The organism is Pseudomonas parafulva NBRC 16636 = DSM 17004 (assembly GCF_000730645.1).
Taxonomy (GTDB): Bacteria; Pseudomonadota; Gammaproteobacteria; order Pseudomonadales; family Pseudomonadaceae; genus Aquipseudomonas; species Aquipseudomonas parafulva.
In genome coordinates, this window is the sequence record NZ_BBIU01000024.1 from 37,801 (window position 1) to 54,915 (window position 17,115).

Consider the following 17,115-nt stretch of genomic DNA (forward strand, 5'->3'; position numbering starts at 1 on the left):
CGACGGGCAAGGTCAGATCAGCTGTAGACACGCCCCAGCAACTGGCGGTGGCTTTCGAACTGGTCCAGTACGTCGCGTACGATCTGCTCCGGTGCAAAGCCCATCAGGTCGTACTCCTGGCTGCCATCGTGCAGGTACACCTCGGCACGGTAGAAGCGCTGCCTGACTTCCGGCTCGCCTTCCACCGGCGCTTCGCTCGGTGCGGCCATGTAGCCGTCAAGGCTGACCTCATAGACGAACGGGTTGCCCTCTTCCATCATCACCCGCAGGCCCATCATGTTGCGCGACTGGCCGACACGGGTTTCTACCTCGAAGCCCAGTGTCTGCAATTGCGCGGCGGCTTCCTTCAGTGCCGGGCTTACCTGCTTGTCCATGAAGCGTTGCACTACGGCCTGGGTGGGTTGCAGCTCCAGCTGGCTGAGGCGCTCGCTGAAGCCGCGGCGGCCACGGGCGGCCAGCTCGGCGCGCTCCTGTTCAACGGCCACATCCTGCTTCATGGCCTTGTACAGGCCGAACATGAACAGCACCAGCACCACCGAGAACGGCAGGCCAGCCAGCACCACCATGGTCTGCATGGCTTCGAAGTTGCCCGCCAGCAGCAGGCCGATGGTGACCAGGGTGATGATCACCGACCAGAACACCACCATCCAGTGCGGCGCATCCTCGTCCACCTTGCCGCCTTTGCAGGAAAGGTTGGCCATCATCACCGCGCCCGAGTCGGCGGGGGTCAGGAACAGCACGAAGCCAACGAATACCGCCACACCGATCACCACCTTCGCCGCCGGGAAGTATTCCAGCAGTTGGTAGATGGACATGGACGGCTGTGCCAGCGCGGTCTTGCCCAGTTCCACCGCCCCATGGTTGATAACCAGGTCCAGGGCGGTGTTGCCGAAGATCGACAGCCAGGCCAGGGTGAAGCCCAGCGGAATCAGCAGCACGCCGCTGACCAGTTGGCGTACGGTACGGCCCTTGGAAATACGGGCAATGAACATGCCCACGAACGGGCCCCAGGAAATCCACCAGGCCCAGTAGAACACGGTCCACAGGCCCAGCCAGCGCTCGGACTTGCCGGCTTCGCCTTCATATACGTACAGGTCGAAGGTTTTCAGCACGATACCGTTGAGGTAATCGCCCACGTTCTGCACCAGGCCATTGAGCAGGTGCAGGGTTTCACCCCCCAGCAGCACGAACATCAGCAGGCCGCTGAACAGGGCGATGTTGAGGTTGGACAGACGGCGGATGCCGTTCTCCACACCCGACACCGCTGCCACGGTGGCCACCCCGGCCATGACTAGGATGACCACCAGCAGGTTGGTCTTGCTGTGGTCCATGCCGAACAGGTACTCGAGGCCCGAGGCCACCTGCATCGAGCCGATACCCAGGTTGGTCACCAGGCCCAGCAGGGTCACGAACATGCCGAAGATGTCCACGGCGTTACCCGCGGCCCCCTTGACCCAACGCTCACCCACCAGCGGGTACAGCGCCGAACGCAGGGCCAGCGGCTGGTTGTGCCGGTAGGCGAAGTAACCCACTGCCAGGCCGACCAGTGCGTAGATCGCCCAACCGTGCAGGCCCCAGTGCAGGAAGGTCAGTTGCAGGCCCTGGCGCGCAGCCTCCAGGCTGGCCGGGGTGCCCTCGGGCGGGTTGAAGTAGTGGTCCAGCGGTTCGGATGCACCGAAGTACAGCAGCGAAATGCCGATACCCGACGAAAACAGCATGCCGGCCCAGGCGCCGTAGCTGAAGTCGGGCTGGTCGTCTTTGCCGCCCAGCTTGAGCTTGCCGTAGTCGGAAAACGCCAGGTACACGACGAACAGCAGGTAGCCGCAGATCACCAGCATGTAGTACCAGCCGAAGGTGCGCGTCAGCCACTGCTGGGCGACGCCCAGTACCTGGCCGGCAGTTTCGGGTACAGCGATGAGCAAGGCAGTCAGAACGAGGATCATCAGCGCGGAGGTGAAGAACACCACACGGTTGACCCGTACCCTCTCGGCAGGAGGGTTTGTAAGTGAGGCAGAAGTCATTGCACGAATGCTCCGGGCAGTACGGCTGTGGAGGCTAATCTGTTTTTCCCGAGCAATTGGTGGAATATCCCCACTGCATCAGGTGTTATAAAAGCACCCTGGGAATCGCGGTTCCGAACCGATCCGCTGCAAAACACACACAGGTGGCCCTGCTGCAAATGCCCCGCGCCGGCTTGCGGTGCGTGCATTTGTCACAGGTACACCGCCCGCTCCAAGGGCCTGCCGCACGGTCCAGCACCGCACGGCAGCATCTGCGTCTTGCATCGCTAGCACCCGCGCAGACTTTACCAGCCGGGGGCTTCGCGATTTTCTGGGGTGACAATCCGTGCCTGCTCGACCGCCTGAAAAACTGTCAAGGGCACAAATTGTCGCAGAGCTTATTCTTTATTGATTGAACGTTCAATCAAAACAAAATAGACTGGTCTTCGCCGAGTCAGCCGCCTGTCGTCTGCTCGCAGGCCTGAGGAGATAGCAAGATGCCCAAGGTCGGTATGCAACCCATCCGCCGTCAGCAGTTGATCGAAGCCACGTTGCAGGCTGTCGATCAGGTCGGCCTGGGGGATGCCAGCATTGCGCTGATTGCCCGTTTGGCCGGGGTGTCCAACGGCATCATCAGTCACTACTTTCGGGACAAGAATGGCCTGATCGCAGCGACGATGGGCTACATCATGAGCATGCTCAACGAGGGCGTGCGGGCACGCCGCCAAGCCTTGACCGACGATACGCCCCGCGCCCACCTGAAAGTGATCATCGAGGGCAACTTCGATGCCAGCCAGGTGAATGGCCCGGCGATGAAAACCTGGTTGGCGTTCTGGGCTTCCAGCATGCACCAGCCCGATCTGCACAGGTTGCAACGGATCAACGACCACCGTTTGTACTCCAACCTGTGTTGCCAGTTCCGCCGCGCCCTGCCGCTTTACCATGCGCGCAAGGCAGCCCGCGGCCTGGCGGCCCTGATCGATGGCTTGTGGCTGCGTGGCGCCCTGTCGGGGGATGCCTTCGACACCGACCAGGCAATACGGATTGCTTACGAATACATGGATCTACAACTGGCCAAGCAGCACACCCTGGGCACTGACCCAGGGGCTGAAAAACGGCGCGCAGCCCTTGCCAACCCGGCGGGAGCGTGACCCCAGGCCAACCCACACACTGCACTTGCGAGGACACTATGGCCCGTTTCGGAACGCAAAAACTCTACATTGATGGCGGTTACGTGGATGCTGGCAGCGATGCCACCTTCGAAGCCATCAACCCGGCCACCGGCGAAGTGCTTGCCCACGTGCAGCGTGCCACCGAGGCTGACGTCGAGAAGGCCGTCGCCAGCGCCGAGCGTGGCCAGAAAGTGTGGGCAGCCATGACCGCCATGCAGCGCTCGCGCATTCTGCGCCGTGCCGTCGACATCCTGCGTGAACGCAACGACGAACTGGCCATGCTCGAAACCCTGGACACCGGCAAGTCGTACTCCGAAACCCGCTACGTCGACATCGTGACCGGTGCCGACGTGCTGGAATACTACGCAGGCCTGGTGCCGGCCATCGAGGGCGAGCAGATCCCACTGCGCGAATCGTCCTTCGTCTACACCCGCCGCGAGCCCCTGGGCGTTACCGCAGGCATCGGCGCCTGGAACTACCCCATCCAGATCGCCCTGTGGAAATCCGCACCGGCCCTGGCCGCCGGCAACGCGATGATCTTCAAACCGTCGGAAGTGACCTCGCTGACCACCCTGAAACTGGCCGAGATCTACACCGAAGCTGGCCTGCCTGATGGCGTGTTCAACGTACTGACCGGCAGCGGCCGCGAAGTCGGCGGCTGGCTGACCGAGCACCCGCGCATCGAGAAAATCTCCTTCACCGGCGGCACCACCACCGGCAAGAAAGTCATGGCCAGCGCCTCGAGCTCGTCGCTCAAGGAAGTGACCATGGAACTGGGCGGAAAGTCGCCCCTGATCATCTGCGCCGACGCCGACCTGGACAAGGCCGCCGACATCGCCATGATGGCCAACTTCTACAGCTCGGGCCAGGTGTGCACCAACGGCACCCGCGTGTTCATCCCGGCCGAGCTGAAAGCTGCCTTCGAAGCCAAGATCGTCGAGCGCGTGGCACGTATCCGTGCTGGCAACCCGGAAGATGAAAACACCAACTTCGGCCCCCTGGTCAGCTTCCAGCACATGGAAAGCGTGCTGGGCTACATTGCCAAGGGCAAGGAAGAAGGCGCCCGCGTACTGTGTGGCGGCGAGCGCATGACCGACGGCCTGTTCGCCCAGGGCGCATTCGTGGCACCGACCGTGTTCACCGATTGCACCGACGACATGACCATCGTCAAGGAAGAAATCTTCGGCCCGGTAATGAGCATCCTCAGCTACGAAACCGAGGAAGAAGTGGTACGCCGCGCCAACGACACCGAGTACGGCTTGGCAGCGGGCGTGTGCACCAACGACATCAGCCGCGCCCACCGCATCATCCACCAGCTCGAAGCGGGTATCTGCTGGATCAACGCTTGGGGCGAGTCGCCGGCCGAAATGCCGGTGGGTGGTTACAAGCAGTCGGGTGTAGGCCGTGAGAACGGCATCAGCTCGCTGGCCCAGTACACCCGCATCAAGTCGGTTCAAGTCGAACTGGGCGGTTACGCGTCGGTCTTCTGATCCACAGCGTCTAGCTCGCTACTCGCTGCAAGAAAGCGCCGGCTGGCAACCTGCCAACCGGCCCTTGCAGGCCTCGTCCATCCGTGAGCTTCGCACGGCTGCTGTTCCTTGCAGCTCGCAGCTTGAAGCTCGCCACTGCTTCCGGAGGAAGCCCCATGGAATACGATTACATCATCGTGGGTGCCGGCTCTGCCGGTAACACCCTGGCCACCCGCCTGACCGAAGATGCCGGCACCACCGTGCTGCTGCTCGAAGCCGGTGGCCCCGACTACCGTTTTGACTTCCGCACCCAGATGCCCGCCGCCCTGGCCTTCCCGCTGCAGGGCCGCCGCTACAACTGGGCCTACGAGACCGACCCCGAACCGCACATGGATGGCCGCCGCATGGAGTGTGGCCGTGGTAAAGGCCTGGGCGGATCGTCGCTGATCAACGGCATGTGCTACATCCGTGGCAACGCCATGGACTTCGACGGCTGGGCCGAGCTGCCTGGCCTGCAGGACTGGACCTACCTGGACTGCCTGCCGTACTTCCGCAAGGCCGAAACCCGCGACATCGGCCCCAACGATTACCACGGCGGCGAAGGCCCGGTCAGCGTTGCCACGCCCAAGGCTGGCAACAACCCGCTGTTCCACGCCATGGTCGAGGCCGGCGTGCAGGCCGGCTACCCGCGCACCGAAGACCTGAACGGCTACCAGCAGGAAGGCTTCGGCCCGATGGACCGTTCGGTGACCAAGAACGGCCGCCGCTCCAGCACCGCCCGCGGCTACCTGGACCAGGCCAAGAAACGCCCCAACCTGACCATCGTCACCCACGCCCTTAGCGACCGCGTGCTGTTCGACGGCAAGCGTGCCGTGGGCGTGACCTACCTGGTGGGCGATAGCGAAGAGCGCGTCGAAGCACGCGCGCGCAAGGAAGTGATCGTAAGCTCCGGCGCCATTGCCTCGCCGCAGCTGCTGCAGCGCTCCGGCGTGGGCCCGCGCGCCCTGCTGGAAACCCTGGGTGTGCCTGTGGTGCACGACCTGCCAGGCGTGGGCGAGAACCTGCAGGACCACCTGGAGCTGTACCTGCAGTACGCCTGCACCCAGCCGGTCTCGCTGTACCCGTCGCTGCTGTGGTGGAACCAGCCGGCCATCGGCGCCGAATGGCTGTTCAATGGCACCGGCATCGGCGCCAGCAACCAGTTCGAGGCCGGTGGCTTCATCCGCACCCGCCCCGAGTTCAAGTGGCCGAACATCCAGTACCACTTCCTGCCGGTCGCCATCAATTACAACGGCTCCAACGGCGTGAAAGAGCACGGTTTCCAGGCGCACATGGGCTCGATGCGTTCGCCAAGCCGTGGCCGCGTGCAGGCCAAATCCAAGGACCCGCGCCAGCACCCGAGCATTCTGTTCAACTACATGGCCACCGAGCAGGACTGGCAGGAATTCCGTGACGGTATCCGCCTGACCCGCGAAATCATGGCTCAGCCGGCGCTGGACCCTTACCGTGGCCGCGAAATCAGCCCGGGCGCGCACGTGCAAACCGACGAAGAACTGGACAAGTTCATCCGTGAGCACGCTGAAACGGCGTTCCACCCGTCCTGCTCGTGCAAGATGGGCACCGACGACATGGCCGTGGTCGATGGCGAGGGCCGCGTGCATGGCATGCAGGGCCTGCGCGTGGTCGACGCCTCGATCATGCCGATCATCATCACCGGTAACCTCAACGCCACCACGATCATGATTGCCGAGAAAATCTCGGACAAGATCCGTGGTCGCCAGCCATTGCCGCGCAGCACTGCCCGGTATTACGTGGCGGGCGATGCGCCGGTGAAAGGCGCGCCGATGCGTGAAGTGAAGCAGGGGTAAGCCGGCCCCACAGGTAGCGTATCCCCTTCGGTCCTTGTGACCAGCCTGTGGCAGCGGGTTCACCTGTGAAGCCCGCCCATAGGCAGCATGGATAAAGGCACCCACTGAGGTGCCTTTTGTACATCTGCAGAAACGCTTTACATGCTGGCAATTCATCGGGTTAGAATCGATTGGCACGCGACTTGCCAATCAAGCCTCATTCTTCCCGCAATATCCCGGAGTACCTGCCTTTGGATGCCAGCACCATCAACAGCCTGTTCCTGATCGGCGCATTGCTGGTGGGCGCAAGTATTCTGGTCAGCTCGCTGTCATCGCGCCTGGGCATACCTATTCTGGTCATCATCCTCGCCGTCGGCATGGTCGCGGGCGTGGACGGCGGCGGCATCATCTTCAACAACTACCCCACCGCCTACCTGGTGGGCAACCTGGCGCTGGCCGTCATCCTGCTCGACGGCGGGCTGCGCACCCGGGTCGCCAGCTTCCGCGTCGCCTTGTGGCCCGCGCTGTCGCTGGCCACGGTGGGAGTCATGATCACCACGGCGCTGACCGGCATGGTCGCCGCCTGGCTGTTCAACCTCAGCCTGATCCAAGGCCTGCTGATCGGTGCCATCGTCGGCTCCACCGACGCCGCAGCGGTGTTCTCGCTGCTGGGCGGCAAGGGGTTGAATGAGCGGGTCACCGCCACCCTCGAAATCGAATCGGGCAGCAACGACCCCATGGCGGTGTTCCTCACCGTCACCCTGATCGACATGATTGCCAGTGGCCAGACCGGGCTGCACTGGAGCCTGCTGGGCCACCTGCTGCGCGAGTTCGGTATCGGCGGGCTGCTGGGCCTGGGCGGTGGCTGGTTGATGCTGCAACTGGTAAACCGCATCAACCTGGCTGGCGGCCTGTACCCCATTCTGGTGGTGGCCGGCGGCCTGGTGGTGTTCTCGCTGACCAACGCGCTGCACGGCAGCGGCTTCCTGGCCGTGTACCTGTGCGGCCTGGTGCTGGGCAACAAGCCAATCCGCAGCCGCCATGGCATCCTGCACATGCTCGACGGCATGGCCTGGCTGGCCCAGATCGGCATGTTCCTGGTGCTGGGGCTGCTGGTGACGCCCCACGACCTGTTGCCCATCGCGGTACCGGCACTGGGCCTGGCCCTGTGGATGATCCTGGTGGCACGCCCGCTGTCGGTGGTGGCTGCACTGCTGCCGTTCAAGGCCTTCCACGGGCGTGAAAAAGGCTTCATTGCCTGGGTCGGCCTGCGCGGCGCAGTCCCCATCATCCTGGCGGTGTTCCCGCTCATGGCCGGCCTGCCCGACGCCCAACTGTTCTTCAACCTGGCCTTCTTCATCGTGCTGATATCGCTGCTGGTCCAGGGCACCAGCCTGCCGTGGATGGCCAAACTGCTGAAGGTAACCGTGCCGCCAGACCCGGCGCCCATTTCACGCTCGGCGCTGGAGGTGCACATCACCAGCGAGTGGGAAATGTTCGTGTACCGCCTGGGCGCAGAAAAGTGGTGCATTGGCGCAGCCCTGCGCGAACTCAAGATGCCCGAGGGCACCCGGATTGCCGCGCTGTTCCGTGGCGAACAGCTGCTGCACCCCACCGGTAGCACGGTGCTGCAGGTGGACGACATGCTTTGCGTCATCGGCCACGAGCACAACCTGCCCGCACTGGGCAAACTGTTCAGCCAGGCGCCGCAGCGCGGCCTGGACCTGCGCTTCTTCGGTGACTTTGTGCTCGAAGGTGACGCAGAGTTGGGCGCGGTGGCGTCCCTGTACGGCCTGAAAGTGGACACCCTCGACGCGCAAATGCCGCTGGCGCAGTTCATCCGACAGAAGGTCGGAGGCGCGCCAGTGGTAGGCGACCAGGTGGAATGGAACGGCACGATCTGGACCGTGGCGACCATGGACGGGAACAACATCCAGAAAGTGGGCGTCAGATTCCCCGAAGGAACGCGACCAGGACCAGGATTGTTCCTCTAAACTTCGTTTCTGCCTGATCCATAAGTAGCCTGCCTATGTCCTTTCGCGTGTACCTGCGCACAGCCCTGCTGGGGCTGTGCCTGTCCCTTTCCTTCGCAGCCGCTGCGGCAGAAGCCCCGACCACCGCCAGCGTGCAGAACAGCCTCGACAAAATTGCCGACCGCAAACTGCCCGAAGCCGATCAGAAGGCCCTGCAACAGGTGCTGGAACAGACCCTGAACCTGCTGGCCAGCAAGGAAGACAGCGAACGCAAGCTGGCCGCATTGAAGCAGCAGTTGGCCAATGCCCCGAAGGAAACCAGCGACAGCCAGAAAGAACTGGCCCGGCTCAAGCAAAGCCCGGCGCAACCGGTAGCGCAGCGCTATGCCAGCCTGTCCGTGCCGCAGCTTGAACAGATGCTCAGCGAGCGCACCACCCAGCAGGGCGAGCTGCAGAAGGCACTGTCCGAAGCCAACAGCCTGATCATCAACTCGCAGACCCGCCCGGAGCGGTCCCAGGCCGAGATCAGCAGCAGCCAGGCACGTACCCAGCAGATCAACAGCACCCTCAAAAGCGGCAAGGACGCCGGCAAACCGATCAGCGCCGACCTGCGCAACCAGCTCAATGCCGAACTGGCTTCGCTCAATGCGATGACCACATTGCGCCGCCAGGAACTGGCTGGCAACAGCCTGCTGCAAGACCTGGGCAATGCCCGCCACGACCTGCTGATCGAACGCGCCGCACGCCTTGAGCAGGAAATTCAGGACCTGCAGACCCTGATCAACAGCAAACGCCTGGCCCAGTCACAGGAAACTGTTACCCAGCAGTCGATCGAGGCGCAAAAAGCCGGTGGCAGCAGCCTGTTGGCAACCGAGAGCGCGACCAACCTGCAACTGTCCGACTACCTGCTCAGAAGCACCGACCGGCTCAACGAACTGACCCAGCAGAACCTGCGGACCAAGCAGCAGCTCGACAGCCTGACCCAGGCCGACCAGGCACTGGACGAGCAGATCAACGTGCTCAAGGGCAGCCTGCTGCTGTCCAAGATCCTCTACAAGCAGAAGCAGACCCTGCCCCACCTCAAGCTGGACCGTGACCTGGCTGACCAGATTGCCGACACGCGGCTGTACCAGTTCGAAGTCAACCAGCAGCGCGAACAGATGAGCAGCCCGGTGAGCTATGTGGACAAGCTGCTGGCCGGGCAACCCCAGGAAGACGTGACGCCCCAGTTGCGCAAGGCGCTGCTGGAGGTGGCGATCACCCGCAGTGACCTGCTGGAGCGGCTTAACCGCGAGCTGTCGGCGTTGCTCAACGAGTCCATCACCCTGCAGCTGAACCAGAAGCAACTGCTGGGTACGGCACAGAGCCTGCGTACTACGCTGGACGAGCAGATGTTCTGGATCCCCAGCAACAAGCCCCTGGACTGGGACTGGCTGACCTACGTGCCCCAGCGCCTGGCCGACCAGGTAGCCAACCTGCCCTGGAGCTCGGGGCTGAACGAGCTGGCGGACGGCCTGGTGCAGCGCCCGCTGCTGTTCCTGCCGCTGCTGCTGGTGATCGGGGGCCTGCTGTGGCGGCGCAAGAACCTGTACGCCAGCATCGACAAGGTCCACCAGGATATCGGCCACTTCCGCCGGGACAGCCAGTGGCATACACCGCGGGCAATCCTGATCAACATCCTGCTGGCGATGCCGGTGAGCCTGGGCCTGGCCCTGTGCAGCTACGCCCTGCAGATCGACGCCCGCGGGCAGAACGCCAACCTGGGCGCCGCCTTGTGGCAACTGGCCCAGGCCTGGCTGGTGTTCTACACCGCCTATCGCATCCTGTCGCCAGGCGGGGTGGCGGAGGTGCACTTCCGGTGGCACAAGCCTCAGGTCGAATTCCTGCGTGGCTGGGTACGCCGCCTGGGCACCGTGGTGCTGGCCCTGGTTGGCGTGGTGGCCGTGGCGGAGCATCAGCCCTCGGCGCTGGCGGATGATGTACTGGGCATCGGCGTGGTGCTGACCTGCTATGCGCTGATGGCGTGGCTGCTCAGCCGCCTGCTGCTGAGCAGCCCGGCACACCGTGACACCTCGCTGTTCCGCAAAGCCGTGGGTGTGGCGTTCACCGCGCTGCCCATCGCCTTGTTCATGGCCGTGTGCTTCGGCTACTACTACACCGCGCTGAAGCTGACCGACCGGCTGATCTACACGCTCTACCTGCTGCTGTTCTGGCTGGTGATCGAAGCCGCCTTCGTGCGCGGCCTCTCGGTGGCAGCGCGACGCCTGGCCTACCAGCGCGCGCTGAGCAAACGTGCGGCGGCCAAGGAGGGGCTGGACGGTGAGGTCATCATCGAAGAGCCCACCCTGGATATCGAACAGGTCAACCAGCAATCCCTGCGCCTGATCCGCTTGGCCCTGCTCGGCGGGTTCATTGCCGGGCTCTACTGGGTATGGGCAGACTTGATATCGGTGTTCGCCTACCTCAACAACTTCGTGCTGTACGAGTACACCAGCGGTACTGGCGCGGCCGCCAGCATGGTCCCTATCAGCCTCGGCGACCTGCTGGGCGCGCTGGTGATCGTGGGCATTACCTTCGCCCTGGCCGGCAACCTGCCTGGCCTGCTGGAGGTGCTGGTACTGTCACGGCTGAACCTGGCCCAGGGCAGCGCCTACGCCACCACCACGCTGCTGTCGTACACCATCGTCGGGGTGGGTATCGTCAGCACCCTGTCCACCCTGGGGGTGAGCTGGGACAAGCTGCAATGGCTGGTGGCGGCACTGTCGGTGGGCCTGGGTTTCGGCATGCAGGAAATCTTCGCCAACTTCATTTCCGGCATCATGATCCTGTTCGAACGCCCGGTGCGCATCGGCGACACCATCACCATCGGCAACCTGTCGGGCACGGTCAGCAAGATCCGCATCCGGGCCACCACCATCACCGATTTCGACCGCAAGGACATCATCGTCCCCAACAAGACCTTCATCACCGGCCAGCTGATCAACTGGTCGCTGACCGACACGGTCACCCGCGTGACGCTCAAGCTTGGCATCGACTACGGCTCCGACCTGGACCTGGTGCGCGACCTGCTGCTCAAGGGTGCCCACGAGAACCCGCGCGTGCTCAAGGACCCGGAGCCGCTGGTGTACTTCCTGCAATTTGGCGAAAGCTCGCTGGACCACGAACTGCGCATGCACGTGCGCGACCTGGGCGACCGCAACCCGACGCTGGACGAGATCAACCGCTACATCAACCGTGAGTTCAAGGCCCACGACATCAAGATCTCGGTACGCCAAGTGGAGGTGTTCCTGATGGACACCAAGGGTGGCAAGCAGCAGCTGATCCCGCAGGACCCACCCAAACCCGATGGCACTGCTGCGGTGTAGCAGGCTCGAATGCCTTATGCTTCGCTGAACTTCAGGAGCCGCCTGTGAAAGCACTCGACCAACTGAGCTTCGACAATCGCTTCGCCCGCCTGGGCGACGCCTTCTCCACCGAGGTGCTGCCAGAGCCTATTGCAGAGCCGCGCCTGGTGGTGGCAAGCCAGGCAGCCATGGCCCTGCTGGACCTGGACCCGGCTCAGGCCGAGCTGCCGGCTTTTGCCGAGGTATTCAGCGGCAATAGCCTGTGGGACCAGGCCGAGCCACGGGCCATGGTCTATTCCGGGCACCAGTTCGGCAGCTACAACCCGCGCCTGGGCGATGGCCGTGGCCTGCTGCTGGCCGAAGTGGTCAATGATGCCGGCGAGCACTGGGACCTGCACCTCAAGGGTGCCGGCCAAACCCCGTATTCGCGCATGGGCGATGGCCGCGCCGTGCTACGTTCATCCATTCGCGAGTTCCTCGCGTCCGAAGCCCTGCATGCCCTGGGCATCCCCACCAGCCGGGCGCTGTGCGTGGTCGGCTCCAGCACCCCGGTGTGGCGCGAAACCCGCGAGAGCGCTGCAATGCTGACGCGCCTGGCCCACAGCCACGTGCGCTTTGGCCACTTCGAGTACTTCTACTACACCAAGCAGCCCGAACAGCAGCGCCAGCTGATCGACCACGTGTTGCAGCAGCACTACGCCGAGTGCCTGACGAGCGAACAGCCCTACCTGGCCATGTTCCGCACCATCGTGGAACGCAACGCCGAGCTGATCGCCCGTTGGCAGGCTTATGGCTTCTGCCATGGGGTGATGAACACCGACAACATGTCGATCCTGGGCATCACCTTCGACTTCGGCCCGTTCGCGTTCCTCGATGATTTCGATGCCAACTTCATCTGCAACCACTCCGATGACCGGGGCCGTTACAGCTATGCCAACCAGGTACCCATCGCCCACTGGAACCTCAGCGCGCTGGCCCAGGCGCTGACCACGGTGATCGAAGTGGAGCCGCTGAAGGACGCGCTGGGGCTGTTCCTGCCGCTGTACCAGGCGCACTACCTGGACCTGATGCGCCGGCGCCTGGGGCTGACCACTGCCGAGGATGACGACATGGCGCTGGTCGAGCGCCTGCTGCAGCGCATGCAGAGCGGCGGCGTGGACTACAACCTGTTCTTCCGTACCTTGGGCGACCAGCCGGTGGCCGAGGCGTTGCAGCGGGTAAGGGACGACTTCATCGACTTGGCCGGCTTCGACGGCTGGGCGGCGGACTACCTGGCACGCTGCGCCCGCGAACCTGCCAACGCCGAAGGCCGGCGCGCGCGCATGCATGCGGTAAACCCGCTTTATGTGCTGCGCAATTACCTGGCACAGAAGGCCATCGAAGCGGCTGAGGGCGGGGATTACACAGAGGTGCGGCGCCTGCATGCAGTGCTTTGCAAACCGTTCGAAGAGCAGCCAGGGATGGAAGCCTATGCCCAACGCCCGCCGGAGTGGGGCAAACACCTGGAAATCAGCTGCTCTTCCTGATTCAGGCGTTGTGGGTAGGGCTGCACACAATGGGTTGATCTGAGAAGAACCCGTGGGAGCAGTTGTCTTCCACAAAATCTGAACGCTGGCGCAATCCACTTTGTGGGAGCGGCTTCAGCCGCGAACACCGGCGAAGCCGGTGCCATACACCGCGCTGTTTGCTTCGCGGGTAAACCCCACAGTGAATAGGCCTTGCTTACTGAAACACTGCCCTATACGTGTGACTTCTTACGCGCCTGCCAGCAATGATTCGTAAGGAATGCGGAGGCCATCATGGAGACGCTTGATCATCGAGAGACTCAAGCCCCGTTTACCATTTAGCACTTCCGATACTCGGCCACTTGCGCCGATATAGGGTTCAAGATCCCGTGCAGTAAGTCCCTGTTGGTCCATGCAAAATTTAATGGCTTCAATCGGGGTAGCAGGATGGATTGGGTAGTGCTTGCTTTCGTAAACTTCGATCAGCGTGACTAGAACTTCCATTTCATCGGCCTCAGCCGTGCCAGCCTCTGCTTGGAAAATAGCTTCTAGCCTCTCGAATGCCGCTCGCAGATCATCATAATTGCGGATCGGTTTAATATTCATTGACTGTCTCCACGTCGATTTCGTCATACCGCTCGTGCGTACCGATGAACTTAACCCATGCAATACCCGCACGGTATTGAATCTCCACGACTAGCCGATACTTATTGCCTCCAATGTTGAAGACAACGCGGTTATTGCCACAGACACTGGCACTACCCATTTGATTCTTCACATCCTGTGGCGTTCGCCATTCTGCCTTGAGCACGATGTCATGCCAGCTTTCGAGGGCCGATTTGGCGTCTTGACGGCCAGGCGACTCCCAAAATTTCACCAAACTGCTCTTGGCAATAATACGCATCCGGGCCAATCTCCCTTTTTGGGAGATTATGCCGAGAGTTTACCGCCGCAGCAAGCTCTCGCCAAGCCAGTTACTCCCCCCGCTCCAGCAAATCGTGCAACTCCACAAATTGCTGTGTCAGCTTGTGCCGGGGTTCGAGGTGGATCAACGGCAGGCTGGCGTGGTGCGATTCGCGCATTTTCACCGAGCTGCCCAGGTAGACCGGCAACACGGGCAAGCCTTCGGCCAGTAGCTCGTCGAGCATCTGCTGGGGCAGGCTGGCGCGGGCCTGGAACTGGTTGACCACAATGCCTTCGACCTGCAGGTCTTCGTTGTGGTCATCTTTCAACTCTTCGATTTCCGCCAACAGGCCGTAAAGGGCCTGGCGCGAGAAGCTGTCACAGTCGAAAGGGATAAGCACCCGATCGGCAGCGATCAACGCTGAAACCGCATAGAAATTCAGCGCAGGCGGTGTATCGATGTAAATCCGGTCGTAGTCCTCGTCCAGCGCCTCGAGCAACTTACGCAGCTTGTTGATCTTGTGCTTGGCCTCGAGCTTGGGCTGCAAGTCGGCAAGCTCTGCCGTGGCAGTGACCACATGCAGGTTGTCGAACGGGGTTTCGTAGATGTCCACCTTGTTCTTCTTGGCGACCGGCCCGCTGGACAAACTCTGCTTGAAGAAATCGGCAATACCCATGGGGATGTCATCGCCGGTCAGGCCGGTGAGGTACTGGGTGGAATTGGCCTGGGCATCCAGGTCTATCAGCAGGGTACGGTAACCTTCATGGGCACTTACCGCCGCCAGGTTGCAGGCGATGCTCGATTTGCCCACGCCACCTTTCTGATTGAATACCACGCGCCGCATGGCTGATCTCCGTGTGTAGACGAGTGCCCGAGTATGTGCGGGCCACGTGACAATAACCAGCACCGTCGCAGGCAATAGCAGCCTGCCAGCACGCAGCACCGGCTGTCGGAAACAGGCAACTATTCGATCAGACGTTGCCACACGCGATTGAAGGCGTTGTCTGTTTGGATCCGAATCCATTGCTACATGCACGCCGCACCGGGATAATGCGCGCCACTCGACGAACGCACCCACCCTTGCAGGCATGCGCCGAGTCATTCCCTCGGCATGGAAGTCCCTCGGGGCGGGAAAGAGAAACCACTGTGATCACCTTTGATATCACCCAATGGCGTGCCTGGGCTCCGGGCCTTTCGGCGCCTGCCGATTGGCAGGCCTGGGCCTGTGGGCAGCAGCCACCCGCTGGCGATGCCGCGGCACCCGACGTGGCCTTTTTGCCCGCGATGCAGCGGCGGCGGCTCAGCCACATGGCGCGGATGGCTTTCGCCGTGGGCTGGCCCCTGGCCGAAGGGCAGCCGCAGCTGCCACTGGTGTTCGTTTCACGGCATGGTGAAACACCGCGTACGTTCTCGATCCTCAGCGAGCTGGCGGCGAAACAGCCGTTGTCGCCTACCCAGTTCAGCCTGTCGGTACACAACGCAGTAATCGGCCTGTGGTCGATCCTGCGCGGGTCCACGTGCGAAATGACCGCGCTGGCCGCCGCTGGCGACGGCTTTGAGCAAGGCGTTCTGGAAGCGGCCGCGCTGCTGGCCGAAGGTGCGCCAGCCGTGTTGCTGATCGTCACCGAGGAGCAACCACCGCAGGTGTATGGGCCGTGGATAGACGACGTGCCCTTCGCCTATGCGCTGGGCCTGTTGCTGACCCCGGGCAAGCAGTGGCAACTGGCACCCGCAACCACCGCTGAACCGTCACGGCACGGGGCATTGCCCCATGGCCTCAGTTGGCTCAAGGCCATGTTGACGGGCTGCGATTCTTTCACCCACACATGGATGCGTCGTACATGGAACTGGCACCGTCAGCTGTGAGCAGGCCCCGCGACGCCTACCATTGGCGCCTGCTGGCAACCGCCGCGAGCTTCTTTGTATTTGGCCTGGGCTGCCTGGCCCTGCGCCTGCTGGTGTTCCCGTTGCTGGCGTGCCTGCCTGGGGGCAGCGGCCGCCATCGCCTGCGTGCGCGGCGCACCATCAGCTGGCTGTTCTGGCGTTTCGTGCGCTTCATGCGTGCCGCCGGCGTACTCACCTACCAGATCGACGGGGCAGAGCGCCTGGGCCGGCCCGGGCAGATGATCATCGCCAACCACCCTTCGCTGATCGATGTGGTGTTCCTGATTGGCCTGGTGCGCCAGGCCAACTGCGTGGTCAAGCAAAGCCTGTTCGACAACCCGTTCACTCGCGGGCCGGTCAGCGAAGCCCAGTACATCGGCAACAACGGCAGCATGGACATGCTCGACGCCGCCGTCGACTCGCTGCAGCAGGGCCAAACGCTGGTGATCTTCCCCGAAGGCACGCGTACCCCGCCAGGCCAGGCGCCGGCCTTCCATCGCGGGGCCGCCGCCATCGCCCTGCGTGGCGCGAAAATGGTCACCCCGGTCACCATCAGGGTCAGCCCCACCACGCTGACCAAGAACGAACCCTGGTACCGCATTCCCAGCCGCCGCGTGCACCTTACCTTCAAGGTAGGTGCCGATATCGATCCCCAAGTGTTCAGCGCCCTGGGCCCGGCGCCCAAGGCCTCTCGCCTGCTGAACGATTACCTGCATGACTACTTCCTCAAGGAGCTCGCCGCCGATGAGCGCGCCACAGCAAGACCTCAACCGTGACCTCAAACAGCTGATCATCGACGCCCTGGGCCTCGAGGACATCAGCGTCCAGGACATCGACGACGAACAGACCCTGTTCGGCGAAGGCCTGGGCCTGGATTCGGTCGATGCGCTGGAGCTTGGCCTGGCGATCCAGAAGCGCTACGGCATCAAGATCGATGCCGATGCCAAGGACACCCGCAACCATTTCAGCAACGTCGCCACCCTGGCGGCATTCGTCACTGCCCGTCAGGCCGCCTGA

13 protein-coding genes are annotated in these 17,115 nt (G+C 62.9%); 9 read left to right on the top strand and 4 right to left on the bottom strand.

The window, feature by feature from the left end; translation table 11 throughout:
* Positions 1 to 17: 17 nt before the first annotated feature.
* Complete coding sequence (locus tag PPA02S_RS15715) at positions 18 to 2,021, bottom strand: BCCT family transporter (protein ID WP_028631989.1); 2,004 nt, start codon at positions 2,019 to 2,021, stop codon at positions 18 to 20.
* A 476-nt stretch (positions 2,022 to 2,497) separates the two neighbouring features.
* On the opposite strand from PPA02S_RS15715, the gene betI reads away from it, so the two are divergent.
* From betI to selO, 6 genes are all read left to right on the top strand, one after another.
* Positions 2,498 to 3,151, top strand: a complete 654-nt coding sequence (betI, locus tag PPA02S_RS15720) for a transcriptional regulator BetI (RefSeq protein WP_028631990.1) — start codon at positions 2,498 to 2,500, stop codon at positions 3,149 to 3,151.
* A 38-nt stretch (positions 3,152 to 3,189) separates the two neighbouring features.
* On the top strand, positions 3,190 to 4,662 hold the full coding sequence (gene betB, locus PPA02S_RS15725) for a betaine-aldehyde dehydrogenase (protein ID WP_028631991.1): 1,473 nt from the start codon (positions 3,190 to 3,192) through the stop codon (positions 4,660 to 4,662).
* 155 nt (positions 4,663 to 4,817) lie between these two features.
* A complete protein-coding gene (betA, locus tag PPA02S_RS15730; RefSeq protein WP_028631992.1) occupies positions 4,818 to 6,509 on the top strand; it encodes a choline dehydrogenase in 1,692 nt (563 codons plus the stop codon).
* 230 nt (positions 6,510 to 6,739) lie between these two features.
* Complete coding sequence (locus PPA02S_RS15735; RefSeq protein WP_028631993.1) at positions 6,740 to 8,482, top strand: potassium/proton antiporter; 1,743 nt, start codon at positions 6,740 to 6,742, stop codon at positions 8,480 to 8,482.
* Between the two features lie 35 nt (positions 8,483 to 8,517).
* Positions 8,518 to 11,826, top strand: a complete 3,309-nt coding sequence (gene mscK, locus PPA02S_RS15740; RefSeq protein ID WP_028631994.1) for a mechanosensitive channel MscK — start codon at positions 8,518 to 8,520, stop codon at positions 11,824 to 11,826.
* A gap of 44 nt (positions 11,827 to 11,870) precedes the next feature.
* Entirely contained in the window at positions 11,871 to 13,331 is a 1,461-nt protein-coding gene (gene selO / locus PPA02S_RS15745) for a protein adenylyltransferase SelO (protein WP_028631995.1), read from the top strand.
* A 228-nt stretch (positions 13,332 to 13,559) separates the two neighbouring features.
* Here selO and PPA02S_RS15750 read toward each other — a convergent pair whose 3' ends face one another.
* The 3 genes from PPA02S_RS15750 to PPA02S_RS15760 form a co-directional block, all read right to left on the bottom strand.
* A complete protein-coding gene (locus PPA02S_RS15750) occupies positions 13,560 to 13,916 on the bottom strand; it encodes a helix-turn-helix domain-containing protein (RefSeq protein ID WP_028631996.1) in 357 nt (118 codons plus the stop codon).
* On the bottom strand, positions 13,906 to 14,214 hold the full coding sequence (locus tag PPA02S_RS15755; RefSeq protein WP_028631997.1) for a type II toxin-antitoxin system HigB family toxin: 309 nt from the start codon (positions 14,212 to 14,214) through the stop codon (positions 13,906 to 13,908). Before PPA02S_RS15755 ends, PPA02S_RS15750 begins: the two co-directional genes overlap by 11 nt.
* Before the next feature lie 70 nt (positions 14,215 to 14,284).
* Positions 14,285 to 15,058 (bottom strand): ParA family protein, encoded by a 774-nt coding sequence (locus tag PPA02S_RS15760; protein WP_028631998.1) that lies wholly within the window; start codon positions 15,056 to 15,058, stop codon positions 14,285 to 14,287.
* A 302-nt stretch (positions 15,059 to 15,360) separates the two neighbouring features.
* Here PPA02S_RS15760 and PPA02S_RS15765 point away from each other — a divergent pair, with 302 nt between their 5' ends.
* From PPA02S_RS15765 to PPA02S_RS15775, 3 genes are read left to right on the top strand one after another with little or no spacing between them, the layout of a single operon-like run.
* Positions 15,361 to 16,080, top strand: coding sequence for a beta-ketoacyl synthase chain length factor (locus tag PPA02S_RS15765; RefSeq protein WP_028631999.1), 720 nt, complete (start codon positions 15,361 to 15,363; stop codon positions 16,078 to 16,080).
* Complete coding sequence (locus PPA02S_RS15770; RefSeq protein WP_028632000.1) at positions 16,056 to 16,874, top strand: lysophospholipid acyltransferase family protein; 819 nt, start codon at positions 16,056 to 16,058, stop codon at positions 16,872 to 16,874. The genes PPA02S_RS15765 and PPA02S_RS15770 overlap by 25 nt, the downstream gene beginning before the upstream one ends.
* On the top strand, positions 16,843 to 17,115 hold the full coding sequence (locus PPA02S_RS15775) for a phosphopantetheine-binding protein (protein WP_028632001.1): 273 nt from the start codon (positions 16,843 to 16,845) through the stop codon (positions 17,113 to 17,115). The genes PPA02S_RS15770 and PPA02S_RS15775 overlap by 32 nt, the downstream gene beginning before the upstream one ends.